General features: G+C 71.3%; 17 protein-coding genes and 1 pseudogene. 8 read left to right on the forward strand and 10 right to left on the reverse strand.

Translation table 11 applies throughout. The features are described 5' to 3' along the window. Positions 1-23: 23 nt before the first annotated feature. From uvrB to AB0P17_RS07800, 4 genes are all read left to right on the forward strand, one after another. Positions 24-2,150, forward strand: a complete 2,127-nt coding sequence (gene uvrB, locus AB0P17_RS07785; protein WP_365808584.1) for an excinuclease ABC subunit UvrB — start codon at positions 24-26, stop codon at positions 2,148-2,150. 191 nt (positions 2,151-2,341) lie between these two features. Then, positions 2,342-2,908 (forward strand): TerD family protein, encoded by a 567-nt coding sequence (locus AB0P17_RS07790; protein ID WP_365808823.1) that lies wholly within the window; start codon positions 2,342-2,344, stop codon positions 2,906-2,908. 165 nt (positions 2,909-3,073) lie between these two features. Beyond that, positions 3,074-5,071 carry a TerD family protein gene (locus AB0P17_RS07795; protein ID WP_365808824.1) on the forward strand — a complete coding sequence of 666 codons (1,998 nt, stop codon included), beginning with the start codon at positions 3,074-3,076 and terminating at the stop codon, positions 5,069-5,071. 274 nt (positions 5,072-5,345) lie between these two features. Then, positions 5,346-6,350, forward strand: coding sequence for a TerC/Alx family metal homeostasis membrane protein (locus AB0P17_RS07800; RefSeq protein ID WP_365808585.1), 1,005 nt, complete (start codon positions 5,346-5,348; stop codon positions 6,348-6,350). A gap of 120 nt (positions 6,351-6,470) precedes the next feature. On the opposite strand, the pseudogene AB0P17_RS07805 reads toward AB0P17_RS07800, so the two are convergent. The 7 genes and pseudogenes from AB0P17_RS07805 to AB0P17_RS07835 form a co-directional block, all read right to left on the reverse strand. Continuing rightward, a pseudogene (locus AB0P17_RS07805) lies at positions 6,471-6,545 on the reverse strand (MBL fold metallo-hydrolase); the annotation flags it as partial. Between the two features lie 6 nt (positions 6,546-6,551). After that, a complete protein-coding gene (locus AB0P17_RS07810; protein WP_365808586.1) occupies positions 6,552-7,139 on the reverse strand; it encodes a histidine phosphatase family protein in 588 nt (195 codons plus the stop codon). Positions 7,140-7,170: 31 nt separating this feature from the next. Continuing rightward, complete coding sequence (locus tag AB0P17_RS07815; RefSeq protein ID WP_365808587.1) at positions 7,171-8,688, reverse strand: pyruvate, phosphate dikinase; 1,518 nt, start codon at positions 8,686-8,688, stop codon at positions 7,171-7,173. Next, on the reverse strand, positions 8,685-9,311 hold the full coding sequence (locus tag AB0P17_RS07820; RefSeq protein WP_365808589.1) for a transcriptional regulator: 627 nt from the start codon (positions 9,309-9,311) through the stop codon (positions 8,685-8,687). The genes AB0P17_RS07815 and AB0P17_RS07820 overlap by 4 nt, the downstream gene beginning before the upstream one ends. Next, positions 9,308-9,631, reverse strand: a complete 324-nt coding sequence (locus tag AB0P17_RS07825; RefSeq protein ID WP_365808591.1) for a hypothetical protein — start codon at positions 9,629-9,631, stop codon at positions 9,308-9,310. Before AB0P17_RS07825 ends, AB0P17_RS07820 begins: the two co-directional genes overlap by 4 nt. A 2-nt stretch (positions 9,632-9,633) precedes the next feature. After that, a complete protein-coding gene (locus tag AB0P17_RS07830; RefSeq protein WP_365808593.1) occupies positions 9,634-10,431 on the reverse strand; it encodes an ABC transporter permease in 798 nt (265 codons plus the stop codon). Then, positions 10,428-11,384 (reverse strand): ATP-binding cassette domain-containing protein, encoded by a 957-nt coding sequence (locus tag AB0P17_RS07835; RefSeq protein WP_365808595.1) that lies wholly within the window; start codon positions 11,382-11,384, stop codon positions 10,428-10,430. The genes AB0P17_RS07830 and AB0P17_RS07835 overlap by 4 nt, the downstream gene beginning before the upstream one ends. An 89-nt stretch (positions 11,385-11,473) precedes the next feature. Here AB0P17_RS07835 and AB0P17_RS07840 point away from each other — a divergent pair, with 89 nt between their 5' ends. Then, positions 11,474-12,583: a helix-turn-helix domain-containing protein gene (locus tag AB0P17_RS07840; protein WP_365808597.1), complete on the forward strand. Its 1,110-nt coding sequence runs from the start codon at positions 11,474-11,476 to the stop codon at positions 12,581-12,583. 304 nt (positions 12,584-12,887) lie between these two features. Here AB0P17_RS07840 and sigJ read toward each other — a convergent pair whose 3' ends face one another. Next, positions 12,888-13,784, reverse strand: coding sequence for an RNA polymerase sigma factor SigJ (sigJ, locus tag AB0P17_RS07845; protein ID WP_365808599.1), 897 nt, complete (start codon positions 13,782-13,784; stop codon positions 12,888-12,890). A gap of 249 nt (positions 13,785-14,033) precedes the next feature. On the opposite strand from sigJ, the gene wrbA reads away from it, so the two are divergent. Next, positions 14,034-14,633, forward strand: coding sequence for an NAD(P)H:quinone oxidoreductase (gene wrbA / locus AB0P17_RS07850; protein WP_365808601.1), 600 nt, complete (start codon positions 14,034-14,036; stop codon positions 14,631-14,633). A gap of 150 nt (positions 14,634-14,783) precedes the next feature. Here the strand turns inward: wrbA and AB0P17_RS07855 are convergent, their stop codons facing one another. Both AB0P17_RS07855 and AB0P17_RS07860 read right to left on the reverse strand, forming a co-directional pair. Then, the gene (locus AB0P17_RS07855; RefSeq protein ID WP_365808603.1) at positions 14,784-15,437 is read right to left on the reverse strand and encodes an MBL fold metallo-hydrolase; all 654 of its coding nucleotides are present in this window, start codon (positions 15,435-15,437) and stop codon (positions 14,784-14,786) included. Between the two features lie 62 nt (positions 15,438-15,499). Next, positions 15,500-16,189: a maleylpyruvate isomerase family mycothiol-dependent enzyme gene (locus tag AB0P17_RS07860; RefSeq protein WP_365808605.1), complete on the reverse strand. Its 690-nt coding sequence runs from the start codon at positions 16,187-16,189 to the stop codon at positions 15,500-15,502. A gap of 229 nt (positions 16,190-16,418) precedes the next feature. Here AB0P17_RS07860 and uvrA point away from each other — a divergent pair, with 229 nt between their 5' ends. Both uvrA and AB0P17_RS07870 read left to right on the forward strand, forming a co-directional pair. Further along, positions 16,419-19,451, forward strand: a complete 3,033-nt coding sequence (gene uvrA, locus AB0P17_RS07865) for an excinuclease ABC subunit UvrA (RefSeq protein WP_365808607.1) — start codon at positions 16,419-16,421, stop codon at positions 19,449-19,451. A gap of 75 nt (positions 19,452-19,526) precedes the next feature. Next, entirely contained in the window at positions 19,527-20,402 is an 876-nt protein-coding gene (locus tag AB0P17_RS07870; protein ID WP_365808608.1) for an alpha/beta hydrolase, read from the forward strand. The last annotated feature ends 3 nt before the right edge of the window (positions 20,403-20,405 follow it).

The raw sequence follows: 20,405 nt of genomic DNA on the forward strand, positions 1-20,405 counted from the left end.
GTGCGGGGTCGTACGGTGGATTCATGCGGCCCGTTTCCAAGATCGAACGTACGGTGGCGCCTTTCGAGGTCGTCAGCTCCTACCAGCCCAGCGGCGACCAGCCCACGGCCATCGCCGACCTGGAGCGGCGTGTGCGCGCGGGGGAGGAGGACGTCGTCCTGCTCGGCGCGACCGGCACGGGAAAGTCGGCGACCACCGCCTGGATGATCGAGAAGCTTCAGCGCCCCACCCTGGTGATGGCGCCGAACAAGACCCTCGCCGCCCAGCTCGCCAACGAATTCCGTGAGCTGCTGCCCAACAACGCCGTCGAGTACTTCGTCTCGTACTACGACTACTACCAGCCCGAGGCGTACGTCCCCCAGTCGGACACCTACATCGAGAAGGACTCCTCGATCAACGAGGAGGTCGAGCGGCTGCGGCACTCCGCGACCAACTCCCTCCTCACCCGCCGCGACGTGGTCGTCGTCGCCTCCGTCTCCTGCATCTACGGCCTCGGCACCCCCCAGGAGTACGTGGACCGGATGGTGCCGCTGAAGGTCGGCGCCGAGCTGGACCGGGACGAGCTGCTGCGCCGCTTCGTCGACATCCAGTACACGCGCAACGACCTGGCGTTCACCCGCGGCACCTTCCGCGTCCGCGGTGACACCATCGAGATCTTCCCGGTCTACGAGGAGCTGGCCGTCCGCATCGAGATGTTCGGTGACGAGATCGAGGCGCTCTCCACGCTGCACCCGCTCACCGGCGAGGTCATCAGCGACGACCAGGAGCTGTACATCTTCCCGGCCAGCCACTACGTGGCCGGACCCGAGCGCATGGAGAAGGCGGTCAACGGCATCGAGCGGGAGCTGGAGTCCCGCCTGGCCGAGCTGGACAAGCAGGGCAAGCTCCTGGAGTCCCAGCGCCTGCGGATGCGGACGACGTACGACATCGAGATGATGCGCCAGATCGGCTCCTGCTCCGGCATCGAGAACTACTCGATGCACTTCGACGACCGCGCCCCCGGCACCGCGCCCAACACCCTCCTCGACTACTTCCCCGAGGACTTCCTGCTGGTCATCGACGAGTCGCACGTCACCGTGCCGCAGATCGGCGCGATGTACGAGGGCGACGCGTCCCGCAAGCGCACCCTGGTCGACCACGGCTTCCGGCTGCCGTCCGCCCTCGACAACCGGCCGCTGAAGTGGGAGGAGTTCCAGGAGCGGATCGGCCAGACCGTCTACCTCTCGGCCACGCCCGGGACCTATGAGCTCTCCCGCTCCGACGGGTTCGTGGAGCAGATCATCCGTCCCACCGGACTCGTCGACCCGGAGGTCGTCGTCAAGCCCACCGAGGGCCAGATCGACGACCTGGTGCACGAGATCCGCGAGCGCACCGCGAAGGACGAGCGCGTCCTGGTGACCACCCTCACCAAGAAGATGGCGGAGGACCTCACCGACTACTTCCTGGAGCTGGGCATCCAGGTGCGCTATCTGCACAGCGACGTGGACACCCTGCGCCGGGTCGAGCTGCTGCGCGAGCTGCGCGCCGGGGAGTTCGACGTCCTCGTCGGGATCAACCTGCTCCGTGAGGGTCTCGACCTGCCGGAGGTCTCCCTGGTGGCGATCCTCGACGCCGACAAACAGGGCTTCCTGCGCTCCGGCACCTCACTGATCCAGACCATCGGCCGCGCCGCGCGCAACGTGTCGGGGCAGGTCCATATGTACGCGGACAAGATCACCCCGGCGATGGAGAAGGCCATCGACGAGACCAACCGCCGCCGGGAGAAGCAGACCGCGTACAACACCGAGCGCGGGATCGACCCGCAGCCGCTCCGCAAGAAGATCAACGACATCGTCGCGACCATCGCGCGCGAGGAGGTCGACACCGAGGCCCTGCTCGGCACGGGGTACCGGCAGTCGAAGGACGGCAAGACCAGGGCACCGGTGCCCGCCCTCGCCGGGCAGTCGGCGAAGAGCGGCAAGGCCGGCGCCGTCGGCGCGGTGGTCACCGACCGGCCCGCCGCCGAACTCGCCGCGATCATCGAGGAGATGACCGAGCGGATGCGGGCGGCCGCGGCCGAGCTGCAGTTCGAGATCGCCGCCCGGCTCCGCGACGAAGTCGGCGAACTGAAGAAGGAATTGCGGCAGATGAGAGAGGCGGGACTCGCCTGACACACCGGACACCTGGTGTGTTGCAAGACCGACACAAAAACGGTCCAAGCCTCCTGCGCCGTCCGTGCGGCTGCGTAGGGTGCCGCGTACGCGTAACCGCACACGGACGGTTGCGGGGGAAACCATTCGAGAGGGGACAGCGCGTGGTGGATGTATCCAAGGGCGGCGCGTCCGGGGGACCCGGGGTCAACCTGACCAAGGGCCAGGCCATCAGCCTGGAGAAGAAGGGCGGCGGCTCGCTGACCGCGGTGCGCATGGGCCTCGGCTGGCAGGCCGCGCCGCGCCGCGGTCTGTTCGGCTCCCGCACCCGGGAGATCGATCTGGACGCCTCGGCGGTCCTCTTCGCCGACAAGCAGCCGGTCGACGTGGTCTTCTTCCGTCACCTCGTCAGCGACGACGGTTCCGTCCGGCACACCGGGGACAACCTGGTCGGCGGCGCGGGACAGGGCGGCGACGACGAGGCGATCCTCGTCGATCTGGCGCGGGTGCCGGTCCATATCGACCAGATCGTCTTCACGGTGAACTCCTTCACCGGGCAGACGTTCCAGGAGGTGCAGAACGCCTTCTGCCGCATCGTCGACGAGACCAACGGCCAGGAGCTGGCGCGCTACACGCTCGACGGCGGCGGCCAGTACACCGCCCAGATCATGGCGAAGGTCCACCGGGTGGGCGGCGGCTGGCAGATGACGGCCCTCGGCAACCCGGCCAACGGCCGCACGTTCCAGGACCTGATGCCGTCGATCCTGCCGCACCTGTAGGACCGGCCGGCGGACCCGCAGGCGTACGCGCGGCTCCCGGCGGCCCGGCCCTGCCCGGGCCGCCGGGAGCAGCGCCGCCGCACCCGCGATGCCCGCGACACCCGTACGGTGCCCGTGACACCCACATCTGAAGAACGACGCGTGATCGACGAGGGGACAGAGGCGATGACGGCGGAGCTGGTCCGGGGGCAGAACCACGCCTTGCCCCACACCCGACTGGAGATCCGGGTGACGGCCGGCGCTCCGGTGATGGCCTGTGCCACGCTCGCCGACGACCAGGGCGCCGTGGCCGGCCCGGAGTGGGTCGTCCACCCCGGCTCGCCCCGCCTTCCCGGTATCGAGGTGTCCCGCCAGGCCACTGCCGCACTGCGCTTCCACGTCGATCTGGGGGCCCTGCCCGGACAGGTGCATCTCGTCCACGTGCTGCTCGCGCTCCCCGAGGGGACCGCCGGCCCCGACCGGTTCGGCGCCACCGCCGCGCCCTTCGCCGCCGTCACCGCCACCGACGGCACCGAGATCGCGACCTTCACCCTCACCGGCCTGGACACCGAGTCCGCGGTGGTCGCCCTGGAGCTCTACCGCCGGCAGGGCGCCTGGAAGGTCCGCGCCGTCGGCCAGGGGTACGCGGGCGGCCTCGCCGCGCTCTTCGCCGACCAGGGCCTGCCGGAGGCCGCGGCCTTCGCCGCCGGTGTCCAGGAGGCCGTGGCCCGGCACCTCGCCGGTGCCGTACAAGCCCCCCTGACCGGTGCGACCGGCACGGCGGGCACCGCCGGCGCGGCGGGCACCACCGGCGCCGCCGGCGCGACGGGTACCACGGGTGCGGCCGGCGCGACCGGTGCGCAGGACGGCGCACGGGCCAGGAGCGAGGGCCGCAGGCCGTCCGCCGCCCCCGGGGAATCCGCCGCACCCGGCGCGACCGCCGGTACGGGCGGGGCCGGTGGCGCGGTCAACTACACGCATCCGGGGCGCAGGACCGCCGCGCCCCCCACGCCACCGCCGGCCGCGTCGCCCACCCCGCCCGGAGAGCCGCCCCGCCCCGTCGCCGGGGACGCCACGGGCTGGTCCATGGACGAACGCCTCTACAACCAGGTCTGGGGCATGTTCGAGGACCTGGCCCGTACCGTCGCCGCCTACCGCAGCGCCATGGACTTCGCCGAGTCCCGGCTGGACCAGGAGCTGGACCGCGCCCTCTCCGACCCCCGGCAGCGGATCGGCGGCGCGGGCGACGCCGCCCGCGCGGAGGCCCGCGCCCGGCACGACCGGCTCGCCGCCCAGGCCCGCGAGGTCCTCGACCGCGACCTCGCCCAGCTCGTCGCCGAGTCCGAGGTCGTCGAGCCCGCGCTGCCGCCCGCGTACGCCCGCTGGGACAGCCCCGTCTGGCACGCGTACCGCGTTCCGATGGAGATCCCGATGGCGCTGCGCCTCGGGGATGTCCATCTGCCCGAGCGTCCGGACCTGCGGATCCCGATGCTCGTACGGCTGCCGCTGGAGCGCGGGCTGTGGATCGACAGCGGCCGGTCCGGTTCCGACGCCGCCCTGATGACGGACGACGCCCAGCTCCGCGCGGCGGCCGTGGACACCGCGGTCACCCTCGCCGCCCGGCTTCTCGCGGTCTACCCGCCGGGCGAGTTCACCGTCCATGTGATCGACCCGGCCGGTTCCGCCGCCGTCCCGCTCGCGCCGCTGGCGATGTCGGGCGCGCTCGACCGGCCGCTCGCCGCGGGCGCCGCGGGGGTGTCCGCCGTGCTCGGGCGCCTCACCCAGCGGGTGGACCTCGTCCAGATGGCGATACGGGGCGGCGCCGCCGAGTCGCTGCCGCCGGACCTGGACACCGCCGAGCAGCTCCTGATCGTCAACGACTTCCCGCACGGCTTCGACGACCGCGCGGTGACCCAGCTCCGCTACCTCGCCGACGAGGGCCCGGCGGTCGGCGTCCATCTGCTGATGGTCGCGAACCGCGAGGACGCGAGCGCGTACGGACCGGTGCTCGACCCGCTCTGGCGCTCGCTGCTCCGGATCAGCCCCGTGCCCGACGACCATCTCGCCGACCCGTGGGTCGGCCACGCCTGGACGTACGAACCCCCGGTGGTCCCGCCCGGCAGCCAGGTGCTCCGGCAGGTGCTGGACCGCGTCGCGGAGTCCCGGCGGACAGGAGGGCGCTGAGCCCTACCCCGGGTGCGGGGCGTTGACTCGTACACTCGCGGAATGTGCTGAGCAGCACACTTGAAGATCCTTTACCTTGCTCTTTACCTTTCCTTGGTCTTTCCTGTACTGTTCCAGGCAGCGGAGGGGAGTACTCCCACATCGCGACGTGCCCGTCAATACGGACCGCCATCGGTCCCGGGGCGTCGGCCCGTGGAGCGGCAGTGCCGCCCGGGTGGAAGAGACCTCCGGCAGCGACGACGCTGATCAGTAGCCGTACGAAGCCGGAGGAACAGTGGAAGTCTCCACGACCCTGTGGGTGCTGACCATTCTTGGTCTCAGCGCCCTGATAGCCGTCGACTTCTTCATCGGGCGCAAGCCCCATGACGTGTCGACGAAGGAAGCCGGTATCTGGACAGTCGTCTGGATCGTGCTCGCCGCCCTGTTCGGTCTGGGCCTGCTGCTCTTCGGTACGGCCCAGGCGTCCGGCGAGTTCTTCGCCGGGTTCGTCACCGAGAAGTCGCTCAGTGTCGACAATCTCTTCGTCTTCATCCTGATCATGGCGAAGTTCTCGGTGCCCTCGCACCTCCAGCAGCGCGTGCTGCTCATCGGTGTGCTGATAGCGCTGGTGCTGCGCGCGGTCTTCATCGCGGCGGGTGCCGCGATCATCTCCAGCTTCTCGTGGGTCTTCTTCATCTTCGGCGCGTTCCTGATCTACACCGCCTGGAAGCTCATCCAGGAGGCACGCGCGGACGACGAGGAGGAGGAGTGGGAGGAGAACCGCCTCCTCAAGTCGGTCGAGAAGCGCTTCGGCGTCGCCGACAGGTACCACGGCACGAAGCTCTTCATCCGTGAGAACGGCAAGCGGATCCTGACCCCGCTCATGGTGGTCATGCTCGCCATCGGTACGACCGACGTGCTCTTCGCGCTGGACTCCATCCCCGCGATCTTCGGCCTGACCCAGGACCCGTACATCGTCTTCACGGCCAACGCCTTCGCCCTGATGGGTCTGCGGCAGCTCTACTTCCTCATCGGCGGACTGCTGAAGAAGCTGGTGCACCTCAGCTACGGCCTGTCGGCCATCCTGGGCTTCATCGGCGTGAAGCTCGTGCTGCACGCGCTGCACGAGGCCGGCGTGGCCGTCCCGGTCGTCACCCTCCCGTTGTCGTTGAGCGTCATCTGCGGCGTCCTGATCGTCACCACGATCACCAGCCTCATCGCCTCCAAGAAGCAGGCGGAGCGCGAGGCGGCCGAGGCGGCGGCCGGCGACGGCAAGGCCAAGGACAGCATCGAGGCCTGAGCCCGCGCGGCGGCGGGACCCCGGCACCACGGAAGCGGGGCGGGTGGCAGCACAGCCACCCGCCCCGCTTCCGTGCTGTTACGAGTTGTCACGGCGCGCCCCGCCGCCGCGGCGCCGGGGTCACCAGCCGCGCGCCCGCCACTCCGCGAGATGCGGGCGCTCCGCGCCGAGGGTGGAGTCGTTGCCGTGGCCGGGTCGGCCTCAGGGGCGTGTGCCGGCGCCGAAGCCGGTCCATCGCAGCTCGGGCGGCAGATGGCCCATGTCGTTGTACAGCAGCACCGTCGGCGCCGTGCCGTCACGGTACTCGATCGCCGTCAGCGCCGTGTTCCCACAGTTCAGGCCGAGCCAGCGGGCCGGGGGCGCGTCGAGGGCGTGCCGGACAAGCCAGGCCACCGGGTAGGCGTGGGTGACCAGGACCTCGTGGGTCTCGGTCGCGGCGGGGCGGGCGAACCTGGCGGTGAAGGCGGCGGCCTGGCGCTCTCCGGCCGCGGCCTCCTCGGCGTCGTACCCGTCGAAGAACGGCGCCCACTCCGGCGTGAGTTCGGTCGGCACATGGGGCACGTGGTCGCCCAGTTCCGGGGCCTCCCGCACGGTGGCCCCCGGCAGGTGGGCGCCGATGATCCGCGCGCAGCGGACCGCCCGGGGCAGGGGCGAGTGCCATAGCGCGTCGATCGGCAGGGCGGCCAGGCGCCGCCCGACCAGATCCGACTGCCGCTCTCCGACGTCGGTCAGTTCGCCCCACGCGTCGGCGGCACCGTGGCGCAGCAGGTAGAGGTGTCGAGTCGGCATCGCCGATCTCCTTTCGGGGTCCTGGGGCGCGTCAGGGCTCGCCGCGGGATGCCAACACGGCGTGGGCCGCGGCGAGGCGCTGGGACTCGTCCCGTTCCGAGTGGTCGCCCGAGACGTCGTCGGCCCAGGCGAGCAGCCGGCGAAGATGGTCGCCGGCCGGGTCGGCGACGACGCGGGGGCGGCCGAGGACGACCTCGCCGCTGGTCCCGTCGATGGTGACGAGGGTGCCGTCGTCGAGGGAGAGACCGCCGGCTGTCACGGTGCCGGCGTCGCTGTCGAAGACGAGGTCGGCGCCCACGACCGCGGGCTTGCCCAGGGCGCGCGCGACGACCGCGGCGTGGCTGGCCGGTCCGCCGCGCGCGGTGACGATTCCGGCGGCGGCGGCGAGGCCGTGCATGTCGTGCGGGGAGGTCTCCGGGCGCACCAGGACGACCGGGGCGTCCCTGGCCAGGCGCACCGCCCGCTCCGGAGTGGTCGCCACCCGGCCGACCGCGACGCCCGGGCAGGCGCCGACTCCCCGGGCGAGGACGTGGGTCTCGTCGGACGAGGCGATGCGCGGTGTGCGGACGTGCCGGAGGTGCTCGGTCGAGACCCTGAGCAGCCCCTCGTGACGGCCGATGACCCGCTCGTCGACCAGTTCGGTGACGAGGCGGACGGCGGCGGCACCGACGAACCGGCCGGGCCTGGCCTGGAGGAGCCACAGTTCGCCGGACTCGTAGGTGAACTCGACGTAGCAGGCGTCCCGGTAGCCCCCCTCGATCCGGCCCAGGGCGTCGAGCAGCTCCGTCCACACCGCCGGCTCCCGGTCGGCGAGAGCGCGCAGCGGCCGGGTCGTCGACTCGCCGCACACGACGTCCTCCCCCTGATGCCCGAACAGGACCTCGCCGTACGGGGTGTTCTCGCCGGTGTTGGGGTCGCGGCTGAACGCGACCCCGGTGCCGCTGCGGACGTCGCGGTTCCCGAACACCATCGACTGGACGATCGCGGCCGTGCCGAGGTCGTGCGGGATGTCGTGCACGGCGCGGTAGGCGCGGGCGCGCGGCGCGTCCCAGGACGAGAACACGGCCTCGATCGCCAGCTCCAGCTGGCGGTTGGCGTCGTCCGGGACCGGCGCGTCGTCGGTGGTCGCGGCGGCGAGGCCGGACAGGAACCGCTTCCGCGAGGCCTCGGCGAACGCCCGGTCGCCCGTCTCGGCGGCCAGGCCGGCGGTGGCCCCGGTGGTGAGGCCGAGGTTGAGGATCGTGCTCATCATGCCGGGCATGGACACGCTGGCGCCGGAGCGGACCGACACCGCGAGCGGCTGCCGCACCCCGCCGAAGGCGCGGCCCGTGGCGCGTTCGAGGTCGGCGACGCCGGCCGCGAGCTCATCGTGGAGCCCGTCGGGCAGGCGGCCGTCCCGCAGGAAGGCGCGGCAGGCCTCCGTGGTGACGACGAACCCGGCCGGCACCCGCAACCCGAGGCGGTGCAGGAGGGCGAGGCCGAGCGCCTTGCCGCCCAGAGTGTCCGCCCCCTCGCCCACCTCTGCGGAGAGCGCGCGGATCCATCTCATCGCTGCTTTCCCAGGGTGGCGAGCAGGTCCTCGTGCAGTTCCGCCCACACGGTGTGGTAGGCGGTGGTGCTGTCGGTTACGTACTCCAGCTCCCCAGCCGCAGCGCGGTCGAGGGCCCCGGCGAGGCGGATCCGGTAGCGGCCGAAGCGGGGCAGGGCGTCGGAGAGTCCGGCGCAGACGGGGGCGACACGCCGGTCGAGGTCGGCGAACCGGTCGAGGACCCGGGCGTCGTAGGCCGGGTCGCGGTGGTCATTGGCGCTCATGACCCCGTCGACACTGCGGAGTTGCCAGGCCCCGCAGAGGTCGAGCAGCTCCGGGTTGAGGACAAGGAACCGGTCGAACGCTGCCTCGACGGCCCCGCGCGCGCCGGCCGAGTCGAGCTCGTGGGCGATCCGCTCGGCGTCCGCGGCGCGGCCGGCGTCGGTGAGCGCCCAGCAGGGCGCGTCACCGGGGAACCGGGTGACGAGGCCGGCGACCCCGAGATCGATGAGCTCGGACTCGACGGCAGGTTCGTCCAGGCCCGTGACCGCGTGGAGGCGGCCGAGGCCGGCGGCACCGGCACAGCGCAGGGCGTGCAACACCCACAGGTTGGTGTCCGTGGTGTGAGTTTCCGACCAGGTCATGTCGTGTCCCCCGGGTCTGCGGTTCTCTTCGTGAGAAGGCTGTCAGTGACTTGCGGCGCGAATCTCTTGTGCAGGGACTGCTTTGACGACCTCACGGCTGCTGCCATCGCGGCCCATGTTCTTCCTTCTCGGCGTGCGTTCTCGACGAAGTGCGTGACGAGTTGTCGGGCGGTGTGGTTCAGGTCTGCCGCGAGCGCGGTCGCGACGGCGAGGTGCTCGATGTCCGACGCTTCCGGGTTGCGCGAGAGGATTCCGAGGATCAGTGAATCGACCGATATCGATGCCGTGGCGCGCTTCGGCCGGCCGGCGTCAGTCGGCATCGTCATTCCCCGCGGCCGTAGGCACGGATGGCGAGTGGGCAGAAGACGAGGAACAGCGCGGCCGACCACAGCAGGGCGCCGCCGAGGCTTCCCGTGTCCGGTGTCCCGTTCAGCAGGGCACGGCAGGCGTCCATGACGTGGGTGACGGGGTTGACATCCGCCCAGGCGCGGAGCCAACCGGGCAGAGTGTCCGTCGGGGCGGCCAGGCTACTGCCCAGTTGAAGGGGCAGGAAGGCGATGAAACTGAAGGCCATCACGGCGTCGGCGCTCTTGACGAGGACGCCGATGAGGACCGTGAGCCAGCTGAGACAGAACCCGAACAGGATCGCGAGCCCGGCCGCCCCCAGCGCCGCGGGGAGGCTTCCCTGGATGCGGAACCCGAGCAGCGCGCCGATGGCGGACAGGACCGCGACGGCGATCAGATAACGGAGGATGTCGGCCGCCACCGAGCCGAGCAGCGGCGCCGTGCGACTGATCGGGAGGCTGCGGAACCTGTCGGTGACGCCGTTCTTCAGGTCGAGGTTGATGGCCGAGCCGGTGGAGATCATTCCGGCCAGTCCGGCGCCCATGACGAGGATCCCGGGGAACACATACTGCAGGTACTCGCCGGTGGAACCGGCGACCGGACGGCCGAACAGATAGAGGAAGAGGATCATGAACAGCGCGGGGGTGATCACGCCGTTCACGATCGGGCCCGGGTTCCGGCTGGTCTTGACGAGGCTGCGCCGGGCGAGGACCGCGCTGTGTCGCAAGGTGGCGAAGCGTCGGGTCCCGGCGGTGCCGGCGGGGATCGTGGTCACGCTGCGTCCTTGACGTCGGTGGTACGGGTCCCCGTCAGGGCCAAGAAGACCTCGTCGAGGCTGGGAAGGCGGAATGCGAGTTCGCTCACGTCGATGCCGTGGTGCCGGAGTTGGGCGGTGATCTCGAAGAACTCGGCGTCGCCGGCAACCGGCACGACGAGTTCGTGGGAGGCCGACCGGTCGGGTTCTCGCCCTGCGACACCGGCGACGATCGCGGCGGCGGGATCGAGGTCGCCGACGTCGGCCGGCCGCAGGACGATCGTGTGTCCGCCCGTCTCCCGCTTGAGGTCGACGGGTGTGCCGGACGCGATGACCCGTCCGTGGTCGATGACGGCGATGTCATCGGCGAGAGCGTCGGCCTCTTCGAGGTACTGCGTCGTGAGGAGGACCGTGACGCCGGCCCGGGCGAGCTCGCGGATCGACCGCCACAGCTCTTCGCGCTTCCCGGGGTCCAACCCGGCCGAGGGCTCGTCGAGGAACACGACCTCGGGCTGCCCGACCAGGCTGGCGGCGAGGTCGAGCCGACGCCGCATCCCGCCCGAGTAGGTGGCGACGAGCCGGTCGGCCGCGTCGTCCAGACCGAAGCGGGAGAGCAACTCGCCGGCCCGCCGGCGGGCCTCATGCTGTCGGAGGTCAAGGAGTTCGCCGAGCATGACCAGATTGGACCGCCCGGTCAGCTCGTCGTCCACGCTCGTGTGCTGCCCGGAGAGCGCGATCCGCCGGCGGACCCGGGCCGGATCCCGCCGTACGTCGATCCCCGCCACGCGCACCTGGCCGGCGTCGGGGCGCAGCAGGGTCGCCAGCACGCGGACCACGGTCGTCTTTCCGGCGCCGTTGGGGCCCAGCAGTCCCAGCACGTGTCCGCGTGGAGCCGACAGGTTCACTCCGTCAACGGCGGTTGTCCCGCCGAATCGTTTGACCAGTGCGTCGACCTCGAATCCGCTGTCTCCCATGACCAGTCTCCCATGCTTGGTGTTTCCGGATGTCATCATCATCCGGATGCTTTTTGTATCATGACATGGCGGAGACGGAAGGGGACCCGATGGCGAGACTGACCCGCGCGCAGCAGCAACAGCGGACCCGCGACACGGTGCTCGTCGCGGCACGGGAGGAGTTCGCCGAGTACGGCTACGCCGAGGCGAAGGTCGACCGCATCGCCGAGCGGGCCGAGCTGACCAGGGGCGCGGTCTACTCCAACTTCACCGGCAAGCGCGCGCTCTACCTCGCGGTGCTCGCCGAGGCCGCCGAGCGCGCCAGGGCCGCCGCCGAACCGCCGAGGGAATCGCCCGACTCCGCCGGGCGGGCGCTCGGTGCGTTCGCCCGGGTCTGGCTCGAACGACTGCCACTCGCCGGCGACACCCCGGGGAGCGGGCACCTTCAGCTGCGCTCGCTGTCCGGGGTGCTCGACACCGCGCCGGCCAGGGCCGCGCTGGCCGAACTCGTACGGTTCGATGCTCTGTTGCTCGCCCTGGCCCTGGAGTCGTGCCCCGGGTCCGGCGCCCGGATGGTGCGCCCCGCCGTGCTGGCCCTGACCCTGCTGCACGGCGCGGCCGGCCTCACGGAGAACGCCCCCGGGATCGGCGACCCGTTCGACCTTGCCGACGCCGCCGAACACCTGGCCGGCATCGCCCTCACGGACGACGCGGAGCCACCCCACCTGCCCTTCGTCGTTCCGGCGCGGCCGACGGAGGACCGGTGGGCGGCACCCGGCGGCCTGCCCGACGAGATCACCGGCCGCCCGGTCGACCTCGGCGACGACGGCGTGGTCGTCGCGTTGGGCGTGGCCCGGCTGTCCGCGGCCGAGGAGGCGGTACGCGCGGCACGGCCCGGCGACGAGGTGACGATCGTCGTCGTGACGGACGACCCGGCCGAGACCGGCCGGCTGGCACGACTCCGGCTCTTCGATCTCGTCGGCTGCCTGCGGCGGGTCTTCGCGGCCGGGGAACTGCCGCGGCTGCGCGTCGTGTTCGACGACGACGGCGCGGTCGCCGCGGCCCTCGGCCGGGACTCGGCCGACGACGGCACCGAGTTCGCGGTCCGGGTGGCCGGCGGACTGATCGTGGCCCGCGGGGAGGGGCGCGGCGCCGGCCACGCCGTGGCCTGTCACGGCGCCGTCGACCGTGGCCGACGGAAGCGGCCCGAGGCCACCTGATGCCCCGTCGGCCGGGGTCGGGAAGTCGCCGCGGAAGGTGTGGTGCGGGCGGTGGCGGGGTCGTACGCCTGTCACGGTGTGACCGTCCGTGCCGCGTGCGGCGCTGGGCGCCTGCCTCACCGCCCTCGCGGCCGCCGGACGCCCCGGCGGCCCCCTGGCCGGGCCATGCCTGGTACGGGCTTCTCCACCGCCTTGTGGACCATCACGTGGTCGCCGAGGAGCGGGTCGCGGCGGGTGATGTGTCCCAGGCGGCTCCGCGGGAGAGGCGGAGCCGGTCCGGTTCACATCGGCCGCGTGCGTCGGGTCAGTCGGCCGCGGGGCGGCCCGGCGTCCAGGAACGGAGCTTGTCGGGGTTGAGCACGGCCCAGATCCTGGTGATCCGACCATCCCGGATGTCGAACGACAGCACGGTCACAATGACGCCGTCGACCTGCACCGCCAGACCCGGACCGCCGTTCACCGTGCGCTCCAGAATCGTCAACCCGGCTGCCGCACGCGCCCGGTGGACGTAGAAGCGGGCGATCGCCTCGGCGCCCTCGACCGGGCGGAGCTCGGCCCTCACGCGCCCGCCGCCGTCGCCCGTGGCCGTGGCCCCGGGCGCCAGTACAGCGAGCAGGGCGTCGATGTCCTGGGCCTGCCAGGCCTGCTTAAAGGCCCTGACGACGTCGGCGCGACGTGTTGTCCGGGGCTCCGGTGGCCGCGCGGTACGTACGCGCCGACGGGCGGAGGACGCCAACTGGCGGCAGGCCTCCTGCGAGCGGCCGACGATCTCGGCGATGTCCGCGAAGGGGTAGCGGAAGACGTCGTGCAGGACGAACGCGACCCGCTCGGCCGGGGTCATCGCGTCGAGCACGACGAGGAACGCCATGGTGACCGATTCGTCGAGAGCGACTCGGTCCGCGGGATCAGGGACGTCGGCCTCGGTACCGCGCCCGCTGAACCACCGTGCGTTTCCCGGCAGCGGTTCCGGGAGCCAGACCCCCACGTAGCGCTCGCGCCGGGCCCGTGCCGAGCCGAGCAGGTCCAGGCAGATACGGCTGACGACGGTCGTCAGCCAACCGCCGGGGGAGGCGATGGCGCCGCGCTCCTGCGGGGACAGCGCGTACCACCGGGTGTACACCTCCTGGACCACGTCCTCGGCCTCCGAGAGGGAGCCGAGCAGGCGGTACCCGATGCTGAGCAGCTGGCGCCGCTTGCTCATGATCGTGGCCAGTTCGGGATCGTTCTCCCATGGGGAGGCGCCAGAAGAAGCGAACTGGTCGGTCGCGTCGGTCGGGTGGGTAACGGTCTCGTCAGCCTCCTGGGTCCGGCCTCTCCGGAGCCTCCTGGGTCCGGCCTCTCCGGGACGTTCGCCTCACATCCTGCCGGGCTGCGTCGTCCTCATGGAGGAACACCCGGGCCCGCTCGACAGCAGCGGGCATGACCGCAGGAAAGGCACTTCTCGGCATCTGTGAATGTGGCGATTGTGTGTTACAGCCAGACGGGGACGGTGCATTCGCTGGCTCGGGCTGTTGCCGAGGGGGCGGAGAAGGCGGGTGCGCAGGTCCGTGTGCTGAAGGTGGCGGAGACGGCGCCGGCGGAGGCGGTGGAAGGGAAGCCGGAGTGGGCGCGGCATCTGCGGGAGACCGCGGATGTGGCGGAGGTGGCTCTGGATGATCTGGAGCGGGCGGACGCGGTGCTGTTCGGGACGCCGACCCGGTTCGGGAACCCGGCCAGTCAGCTGAGGGCCTTCATCGACACGACGGGTCCGCTGTGGTTCACGGGCAAGCTTGCCGACAAGGTCTACTCGGCGTTCACCGCCTCGAACACCGCGCACGGCGGCCAGGAATCCACGATCCTCGCCCTGTCGAACACGTTCTACCACTGGGGCGGCATCATCGTCCCTCCCGGCTACACCGACCCCGTCCATTTCACGTCGGGCAATCCGTACGGCACTTCACACGTGGTCGGCGAAGGCGCACCCAGCGGGACCACCCTCCAGGCCGCCGCCCACCAGGGCCGCCGCGTCACCGAGACAGCAACAGCCCTCAAAGCGGGCCGCAGCAACTGACCCACACTGACACCCGAGCCGCTGTCCACGGGGTCGGAGGTTCGTGCCCCCGGTAGGACCGGGGGCACGAACGGCGCGTCCCGCGCCGTGGCGGCATGGACATCAAGAACCGTTTCACCGGACCTCTCGCCCTGCGCGGCGCGGGGACGGTCACCAGCCTCGCGCGCGCCACTCCGCGAGGTGGGGCCGCTCCGCGCCGAGGGTGGTGTCCATGCCGTGGCCGGGGTAGACCCACGTCTCATCGGACAGGACGTCGAATACCTTGGTCTCCAGGCCGCCCATCAGGGAGCTGAACTCCTCCGGCCGTGTTGTCCGGCCAGGGCCGCCCGGGAAGAGGCAGTCGCCGGTGAAGATATGGGCGTGGTTGTGCGGGTCGTCGTAGACGAGGGCGATCGACCCCGGGGTGTGCCCCACGAGATGGACCGCCGTGAGGGCGACCTCACCGACCCGGACCGTGTCCCCGTCCTCGACGAGCACATCGGTCGGGACGGGGATGCCCTCCGCGTCGTACCGGCCCGCGTAGGTCCGTGCCCCGGTGGCCGCCACCACCTCGGCGAGGGCCTGCCAGTGGTCGCCGTGCCGGTGGGTGGTGACGACGGAGGCGATGCCCTCGTCGCCGATCAGGGTCAGCAGGGTGGCGGCGTCGTTGGCCGCGTCGATCAGGAGCTGTTCGCCGGTGGCCCGGCAGCGCAGCAGATAGGCGTTGTTCTCCATCGGCCCGACGGCGACCTTGGAGATCATCAGGGCGGGCAGTTCATGGACGTCCGCCGGTCCGCCGACCGTCACGGTTCCGCTGTATGTCATATGGATCACCCTAGGCGAGTTGGCGCGTCATGGGCCGGTGGCGGCGAGGGGGACCACAGGGGCTAGAGCGGCGGCAGTACGGGCAGGGGGCCGGCCGGGGAGGTCGTCAGGGACGCGCCCCCGCGGCGGCCCGCGAGCCAGCCCATCAGTTCCGGCGCGGGGCCGGTGACGGTGAGGGGGGTGCCGTCCGGGCGCCCGGTCCGCCAGTGGCGGCCGTCGGGGGTGGTCAGGGCCAGCGGCGGGACCTCGGCATGGCCGGCGAACCGCTCCACCAGGAAGTCGATCTCCCGTCCGGTGAACTCCTCGGGCAGATCTTCCAGCGTCCGGCCGATCCCCAGGTCGACATGGTGCAGCTCGACCTCGACCAGCCGCCGGAACGGCACCCGGGCCGCCACGTCGGTGACGCCGTTGCGCAGGGTGATCACGCGGCTCCAGTCGGCGGGCCGCCCGGCGGCCTCCAGGAGACGGTCGCCGGAGTCGCGTACGTCGGCGAGGTGCGCGGCGAGCGGCCTCGGGGCGTCCCGCTCGATGTCCGCGTCCCGGGTCGCCGCGTCCCGGTACATCGGCCGGCCTTCGAGGACATTGGCCAGTGCGTCCGCGTTCCTGGCGATATGTGCCAGGACATGGCCGCGACTCCACCCCGGGAGCCGTGACGGTGCGGCGACGGCCGCGTTGTCCAGTGCGGCGGCCGCGCTGAGGAGTCGCTCGGTCGCTTCGCGTACTGCTGCCAGGTCACGCGCGTGATCGATCATGGCGCCGACGATAGCGCCGCCACCCGATCGGGTGAAGTCGGTGGAGAGCCGCCGTAAATCGAATGCGCGTGCTATAAGCTCGGCGGAGGCAACCTGGCCAAGAGGAGAATCCCGTCCGGCACTCCCGCGCCGGGCGCTCCGTCTCTCGCAAATTCATCCTTCTGGCGGTCCCCCGTACTCTGGGACGGGGGCTCTGCCCTTGCTTCTCTTCAGAAAGGTGCGGACCGGCGTGGCCGACCGTCTCATCGTCCGTGGCGCGCGCGAGCACAATCTCAAGAACGTCTCGCTCGACCTGCCCCGTGACTCACTCATCGTCTTCACCGGGCTCTCGGGATCGGGCAAGTCCTCCCTCGCGTTCGACACGATCTTCGCCGAGGGGCAGCGCCGGTACGTCGAGTCGCTCTCCTCGTACGCCCGGCAGTTCCTCGGTCAGATGGACAAGCCGGACGTCGACTTCATCGAGGGGCTCTCCCCGGCCGTCTCCATCGACCAGAAGTCGACCTCGCGCAACCCGCGCTCGACGGTCGGCACGATCACCGAGGTCTACGACTACCTCCGGCTGCTCTTCGCCCGGATCGGCAAGCCGCACTGCCCCGAGTGCTCCCGGCCGATCTCCCGCCAGTCTCCGCAGGCCATCGTGGACCGGGTGCTCGAACTGCCCGAGGGCAGCCGCTTCCAGGTCCTCTCCCCCCTCGTGCGCGAGCGCAAGGGCGAGTTCGTGGACCTCTTCGCGGACCTCCAGACCAAGGGGTACAGCAGGGCCAGGGTCGACGGCCGGACGATCCAGCTCACCGAGCCGCCCACGCTCAAGAAGCAGGAGAAGCACACCATCGAGGTGGTCGTCGACCGCCTCACGGTGAAGGACAGCGCCAAGCGGCGGCTGACCGACTCGGTCGAGACCGCGCTCGGGCTCTCCGGCGGCATGGTCGTGCTCGACTTCGTCGACCTCCCGGAGGACGACCCCGAGCGCGAGCGGATGTACTCCGAGCACCTGTACTGCCCGTACGACGACCTGTCCTTCGAGGAGCTGGAGCCCCGCTCCTTCTCCTTCAACTCGCCCTTCGGCGCCTGCCCCGACTGCACCGGCATCGGTACGCGCATGGAGGTCGACCCGGAGCTGATCGTCCCCGACGAGGAGAAGTCCCTCGACGAGGGCGCGATCCACCCCTGGTCCCACGGCCACACCAAGGAGTACTTCGGACGGATGATCGGCGGCCTCTCCCAGGCCCTCGGGTTCCGTACGGACATCCCCTGGGCGGGGCTGCCGCAGCGTGCCAAGAAGGCCCTGCTCCACGGCCACAGGACACAGGTCGAGGTCCGCTACCGGAACAGGTACGGCCGCGAGCGCGCCTACACCACCCCCGCCTTCGAAGGGGCGGTCTCCTTCGTCAAGCGGCGCCACACCGAGGCCGAGAGCGACACCAGCAGGGAGCGCTTCGAGGGGTACATGCGCGAGGTGCCCTGCCCGACCTGCGAGGGCACCAGGCTCAAGCCGATCGTCCTGGCCGTCACGGTCATGGACAAGTCCATCGCCGAGGTCTCCGCGCTCTCGATCAGCGACTGTGCCGACTTCCTCGCCAGGCTCACGCTCAACGCGCGCGACAAGAAGATCGCCGAGCGGGTCCTCAAGGAGGTCAACGAACGGCTGAGGTTCCTGGTCGACGTCGGCCTCGACTACCTCTCGCTGAACCGCGCCGCGGGGACCCTCTCCGGTGGTGAGGCCCAGCGCATCCGGCTCGCCACGCAGATCGGCTCCGGTCTGGTCGGGGTGCTGTACGTACTGGACGAGCCGTCCATCGGACTGCACCAGCGGGACAACCACCGGCTGATCGAGACCCTCGTCCGGCTGCGCGACATGGGCAACACCCTGATCGTTGTGGAGCACGACGAGGACACGATCAAGGTGGCCGACTGGGTGGTCGACATCGGCCCCGGCGCGGGTGAGCACGGCGGCAAGGTCGTCCACTCGGGGCCCCTGAAGGGACTGCTGGCCAACAAGGAGTCGATGACCGGCCGGTATCTCTCCGGCAAGCGGTCCATCCCGACCCCCGACGTGCGCCGGCCCGTCGACCCGGGACGGCGGCTCACGGTGCACGGCGCCCGGGAGAACAATCTCCGGGACATCGACGTGTCCTTCCCGCTGGGGGTGTTCACGGCGGTCACGGGCGTCTCGGGCTCCGGCAAGTCGACGCTGGTCAACGACATCCTGTACACGCATCTTGCCCGGGAGCTGAACGGCGCGAAGTCGGTGCCGGGGCGCCACACCCGGGTCGACGGCGACGATCTGGTCGACAAGGTGGTCCATGTCGACCAGTCGCCCATCGGCCGTACGCCCCGCTCCAACCCGGCCACGTACACCGGTGTTTTCGACCATGTCCGCAAGCTCTTCGCGGAGACGATGGAGGCGAAGGTCCGCGGCTACCTCCCGGGCCGCTTCTCCTTCAACGTCAAGGGCGGCCGCTGCGAGAACTGCTCGGGCGACGGCACGATCAAGATCGAGATGAACTTCCTGCCGGACGTCTACGTCCCCTGCGAGGTCTGCCACGGCGACCGCTACAACAGGGAGACGCTGGAGGTCCACTACAAGGGCAAGTCCATCGCCGAAGTGCTGAACATGCCGATCGAGGAGGCGCTGGACTTCTTCGAGGCCGTGCCGACGATCTCGCGCCACCTCAGGACCCTCAACGAGGTGGGCCTCGGCTATGTCCGGCTCGGTCAGTCCGCGCCGACCCTCTCCGGTGGTGAGGCACAGCGGGTGAAGCTGTCGAGCGAGCTGCAGAAGCGTTCCACGGGCCGTACGGTCTACGTCCTGGACGAGCCCACGACGGGTCTGCACTTCGAGGACATCAGCAAGCTGATCGCGGTGCTGTCGGGGCTGGTCGAGAAGGGCAACTCGGTGATCGTCATCGAGCACAACCTGGACGTCATCAAGACGGCGGACTGGGTGGTCGACATGGGACCCGAAGGCGGCAACGGGGGCGGGCTGGTCATCGCGGAGGGCACGCCGGAGCAGGTGGCCGGGGTCCCGGCCAGCCACACCGGCAAGTTCCTGCGGGAGATCCTTGACCCCGAGCGGATCAGCGACGCGGCGACCCCGGCGAAGAAGGCCCCGGCGAGGAAGACGGCGGCCAAGAAGGCGACGGCGGCGGCCAGGACGGCCGCCGCGCGGACGACGGTCACCGCGACGACGGCCGCGGCGAAGAAGGCCGTCGCGAAGAAGGCTCCGGCCAAGAAGTCCGCCACCGGTTCGCGCCGCTCCTGACACCGGCGCCGGGTCCCCCCCCGGCTTCCGTCGTACGCCCGTGCCGTCCGGCCCGGATCCGGCACAATCCGCAGGATGGACGAGACGGTGCGGGCGGACGACGGGGTACGGCTCTGGGCCACGCGAGCGGCGGACGGGCCGGGCGAGCCCGTGATCCTCTGCCACGGCGGCCCGGGCCTCTGGGACACCCTGGAGGCCCCGGCCGCGCTGCTCGCCGGCACCGGCGGCGGCGAGGGGACACGGGGCCGCCCCGTCGTCCGGTGGGACCAGCGGGGCTGCGGACGCTCCCAGCGCTCCGGGCCGTACCGCGCCGACCGCTCGGTGGCCGATCTCGACACCGTACGGCGCCACTTCGGCCTGGAGCGCACGGCACTGCTCGGCCACTCCTGGGGCGCGCATCTCGCCCTGAGCTACGCCCTGGCCCACCCCGCCCGGGTCAGCGCGCTGATCTACGTCTCGGGCACGGGCATCGACGAGGACGCCACCTGGCACCCGCACTACAAGGACGCCTTCCACCGGAAGCTGGGCGCGCACCGGCGGCGCTGGGAGGAGCTGAGCGACCGGGGCGAGGACCGCACCCCGGAGGAGGGCCGTGAACTGGCCGTCCTCCAGTGGTCGGTGGAGTTCGAGGCCGCACCGGACCGGGCGCGGGAGTACGCCGAGGCCATGGCGACCCCCTGGTTCGGCGTCAACCACCCGTGCAACACCGCCCTGGTCGCGGAGATGCGGCAGAGCCTCGCCACGGGCTCGCCGCGCGAGCGGTGCGCGGCGCTGGAGGTCCCCGTACTGATCGTGGACGGCGAGCGGGACATCAGGCCCCGCTGGGCGGTGGACTCGCTGGAGCGCGCCCTGCCGCGGGTGACCAGGACCACCCTGGCCGGTGCCGGCCACCTGCCCTGGACGGAGGACCCGGAGGGCTTCCGCGCAGCGGTCGCCGCGTTCCTCGGCTGAGCC

It is taken from the genome of Streptomyces sp. NPDC088124 (genome assembly GCF_040685895.1).
GTDB lineage: Bacteria > Actinomycetota > Actinomycetes > Streptomycetales > Streptomycetaceae > Streptomyces.

Bases quoted from the DNA above. Each gene is read 5' to 3' on its own strand.
- uvrB (WP_365808584.1), top strand. From the start codon at position 24: ATGCGGCCCGTTTCCAAGATCGAACGTACGGTGGCGCCTTTCGAGGTC.
- AB0P17_RS07795 (WP_365808824.1), top strand. From the start codon at position 3,074: ATGACGGCGGAGCTGGTCCGGGGGCAGAACCACGCCTTGCCCCACACC.
- AB0P17_RS07810 (WP_365808586.1), bottom strand. From the start codon at position 7,139: ATGCCGACTCGACACCTCTACCTGCTGCGCCACGGTGCCGCCGACGCG.
- AB0P17_RS07815 (WP_365808587.1), bottom strand. From the start codon at position 8,688: ATGAGATGGATCCGCGCGCTCTCCGCAGAGGTGGGCGAGGGGGCGGAC.
- AB0P17_RS07820 (WP_365808589.1), bottom strand. From the start codon at position 9,311: ATGACCTGGTCGGAAACTCACACCACGGACACCAACCTGTGGGTGTTG.
- AB0P17_RS07825 (WP_365808591.1), bottom strand. From the start codon at position 9,631: ATGCCGACTGACGCCGGCCGGCCGAAGCGCGCCACGGCATCGATATCG.
- AB0P17_RS07835 (WP_365808595.1), bottom strand. From the start codon at position 11,384: ATGGGAGACAGCGGATTCGAGGTCGACGCACTGGTCAAACGATTCGGC.
- AB0P17_RS07840 (WP_365808597.1), top strand. From the start codon at position 11,474: ATGGCGAGACTGACCCGCGCGCAGCAGCAACAGCGGACCCGCGACACG.
- sigJ (WP_365808599.1), bottom strand. From the start codon at position 13,784: ATGAGCAAGCGGCGCCAGCTGCTCAGCATCGGGTACCGCCTGCTCGGC.
- AB0P17_RS07855 (WP_365808603.1), bottom strand. From the start codon at position 15,437: ATGACATACAGCGGAACCGTGACGGTCGGCGGACCGGCGGACGTCCAT.
- AB0P17_RS07860 (WP_365808605.1), bottom strand. From the start codon at position 16,189: ATGATCGATCACGCGCGTGACCTGGCAGCAGTACGCGAAGCGACCGAG.
- AB0P17_RS07870 (WP_365808608.1), top strand. From the start codon at position 19,527: ATGGACGAGACGGTGCGGGCGGACGACGGGGTACGGCTCTGGGCCACG.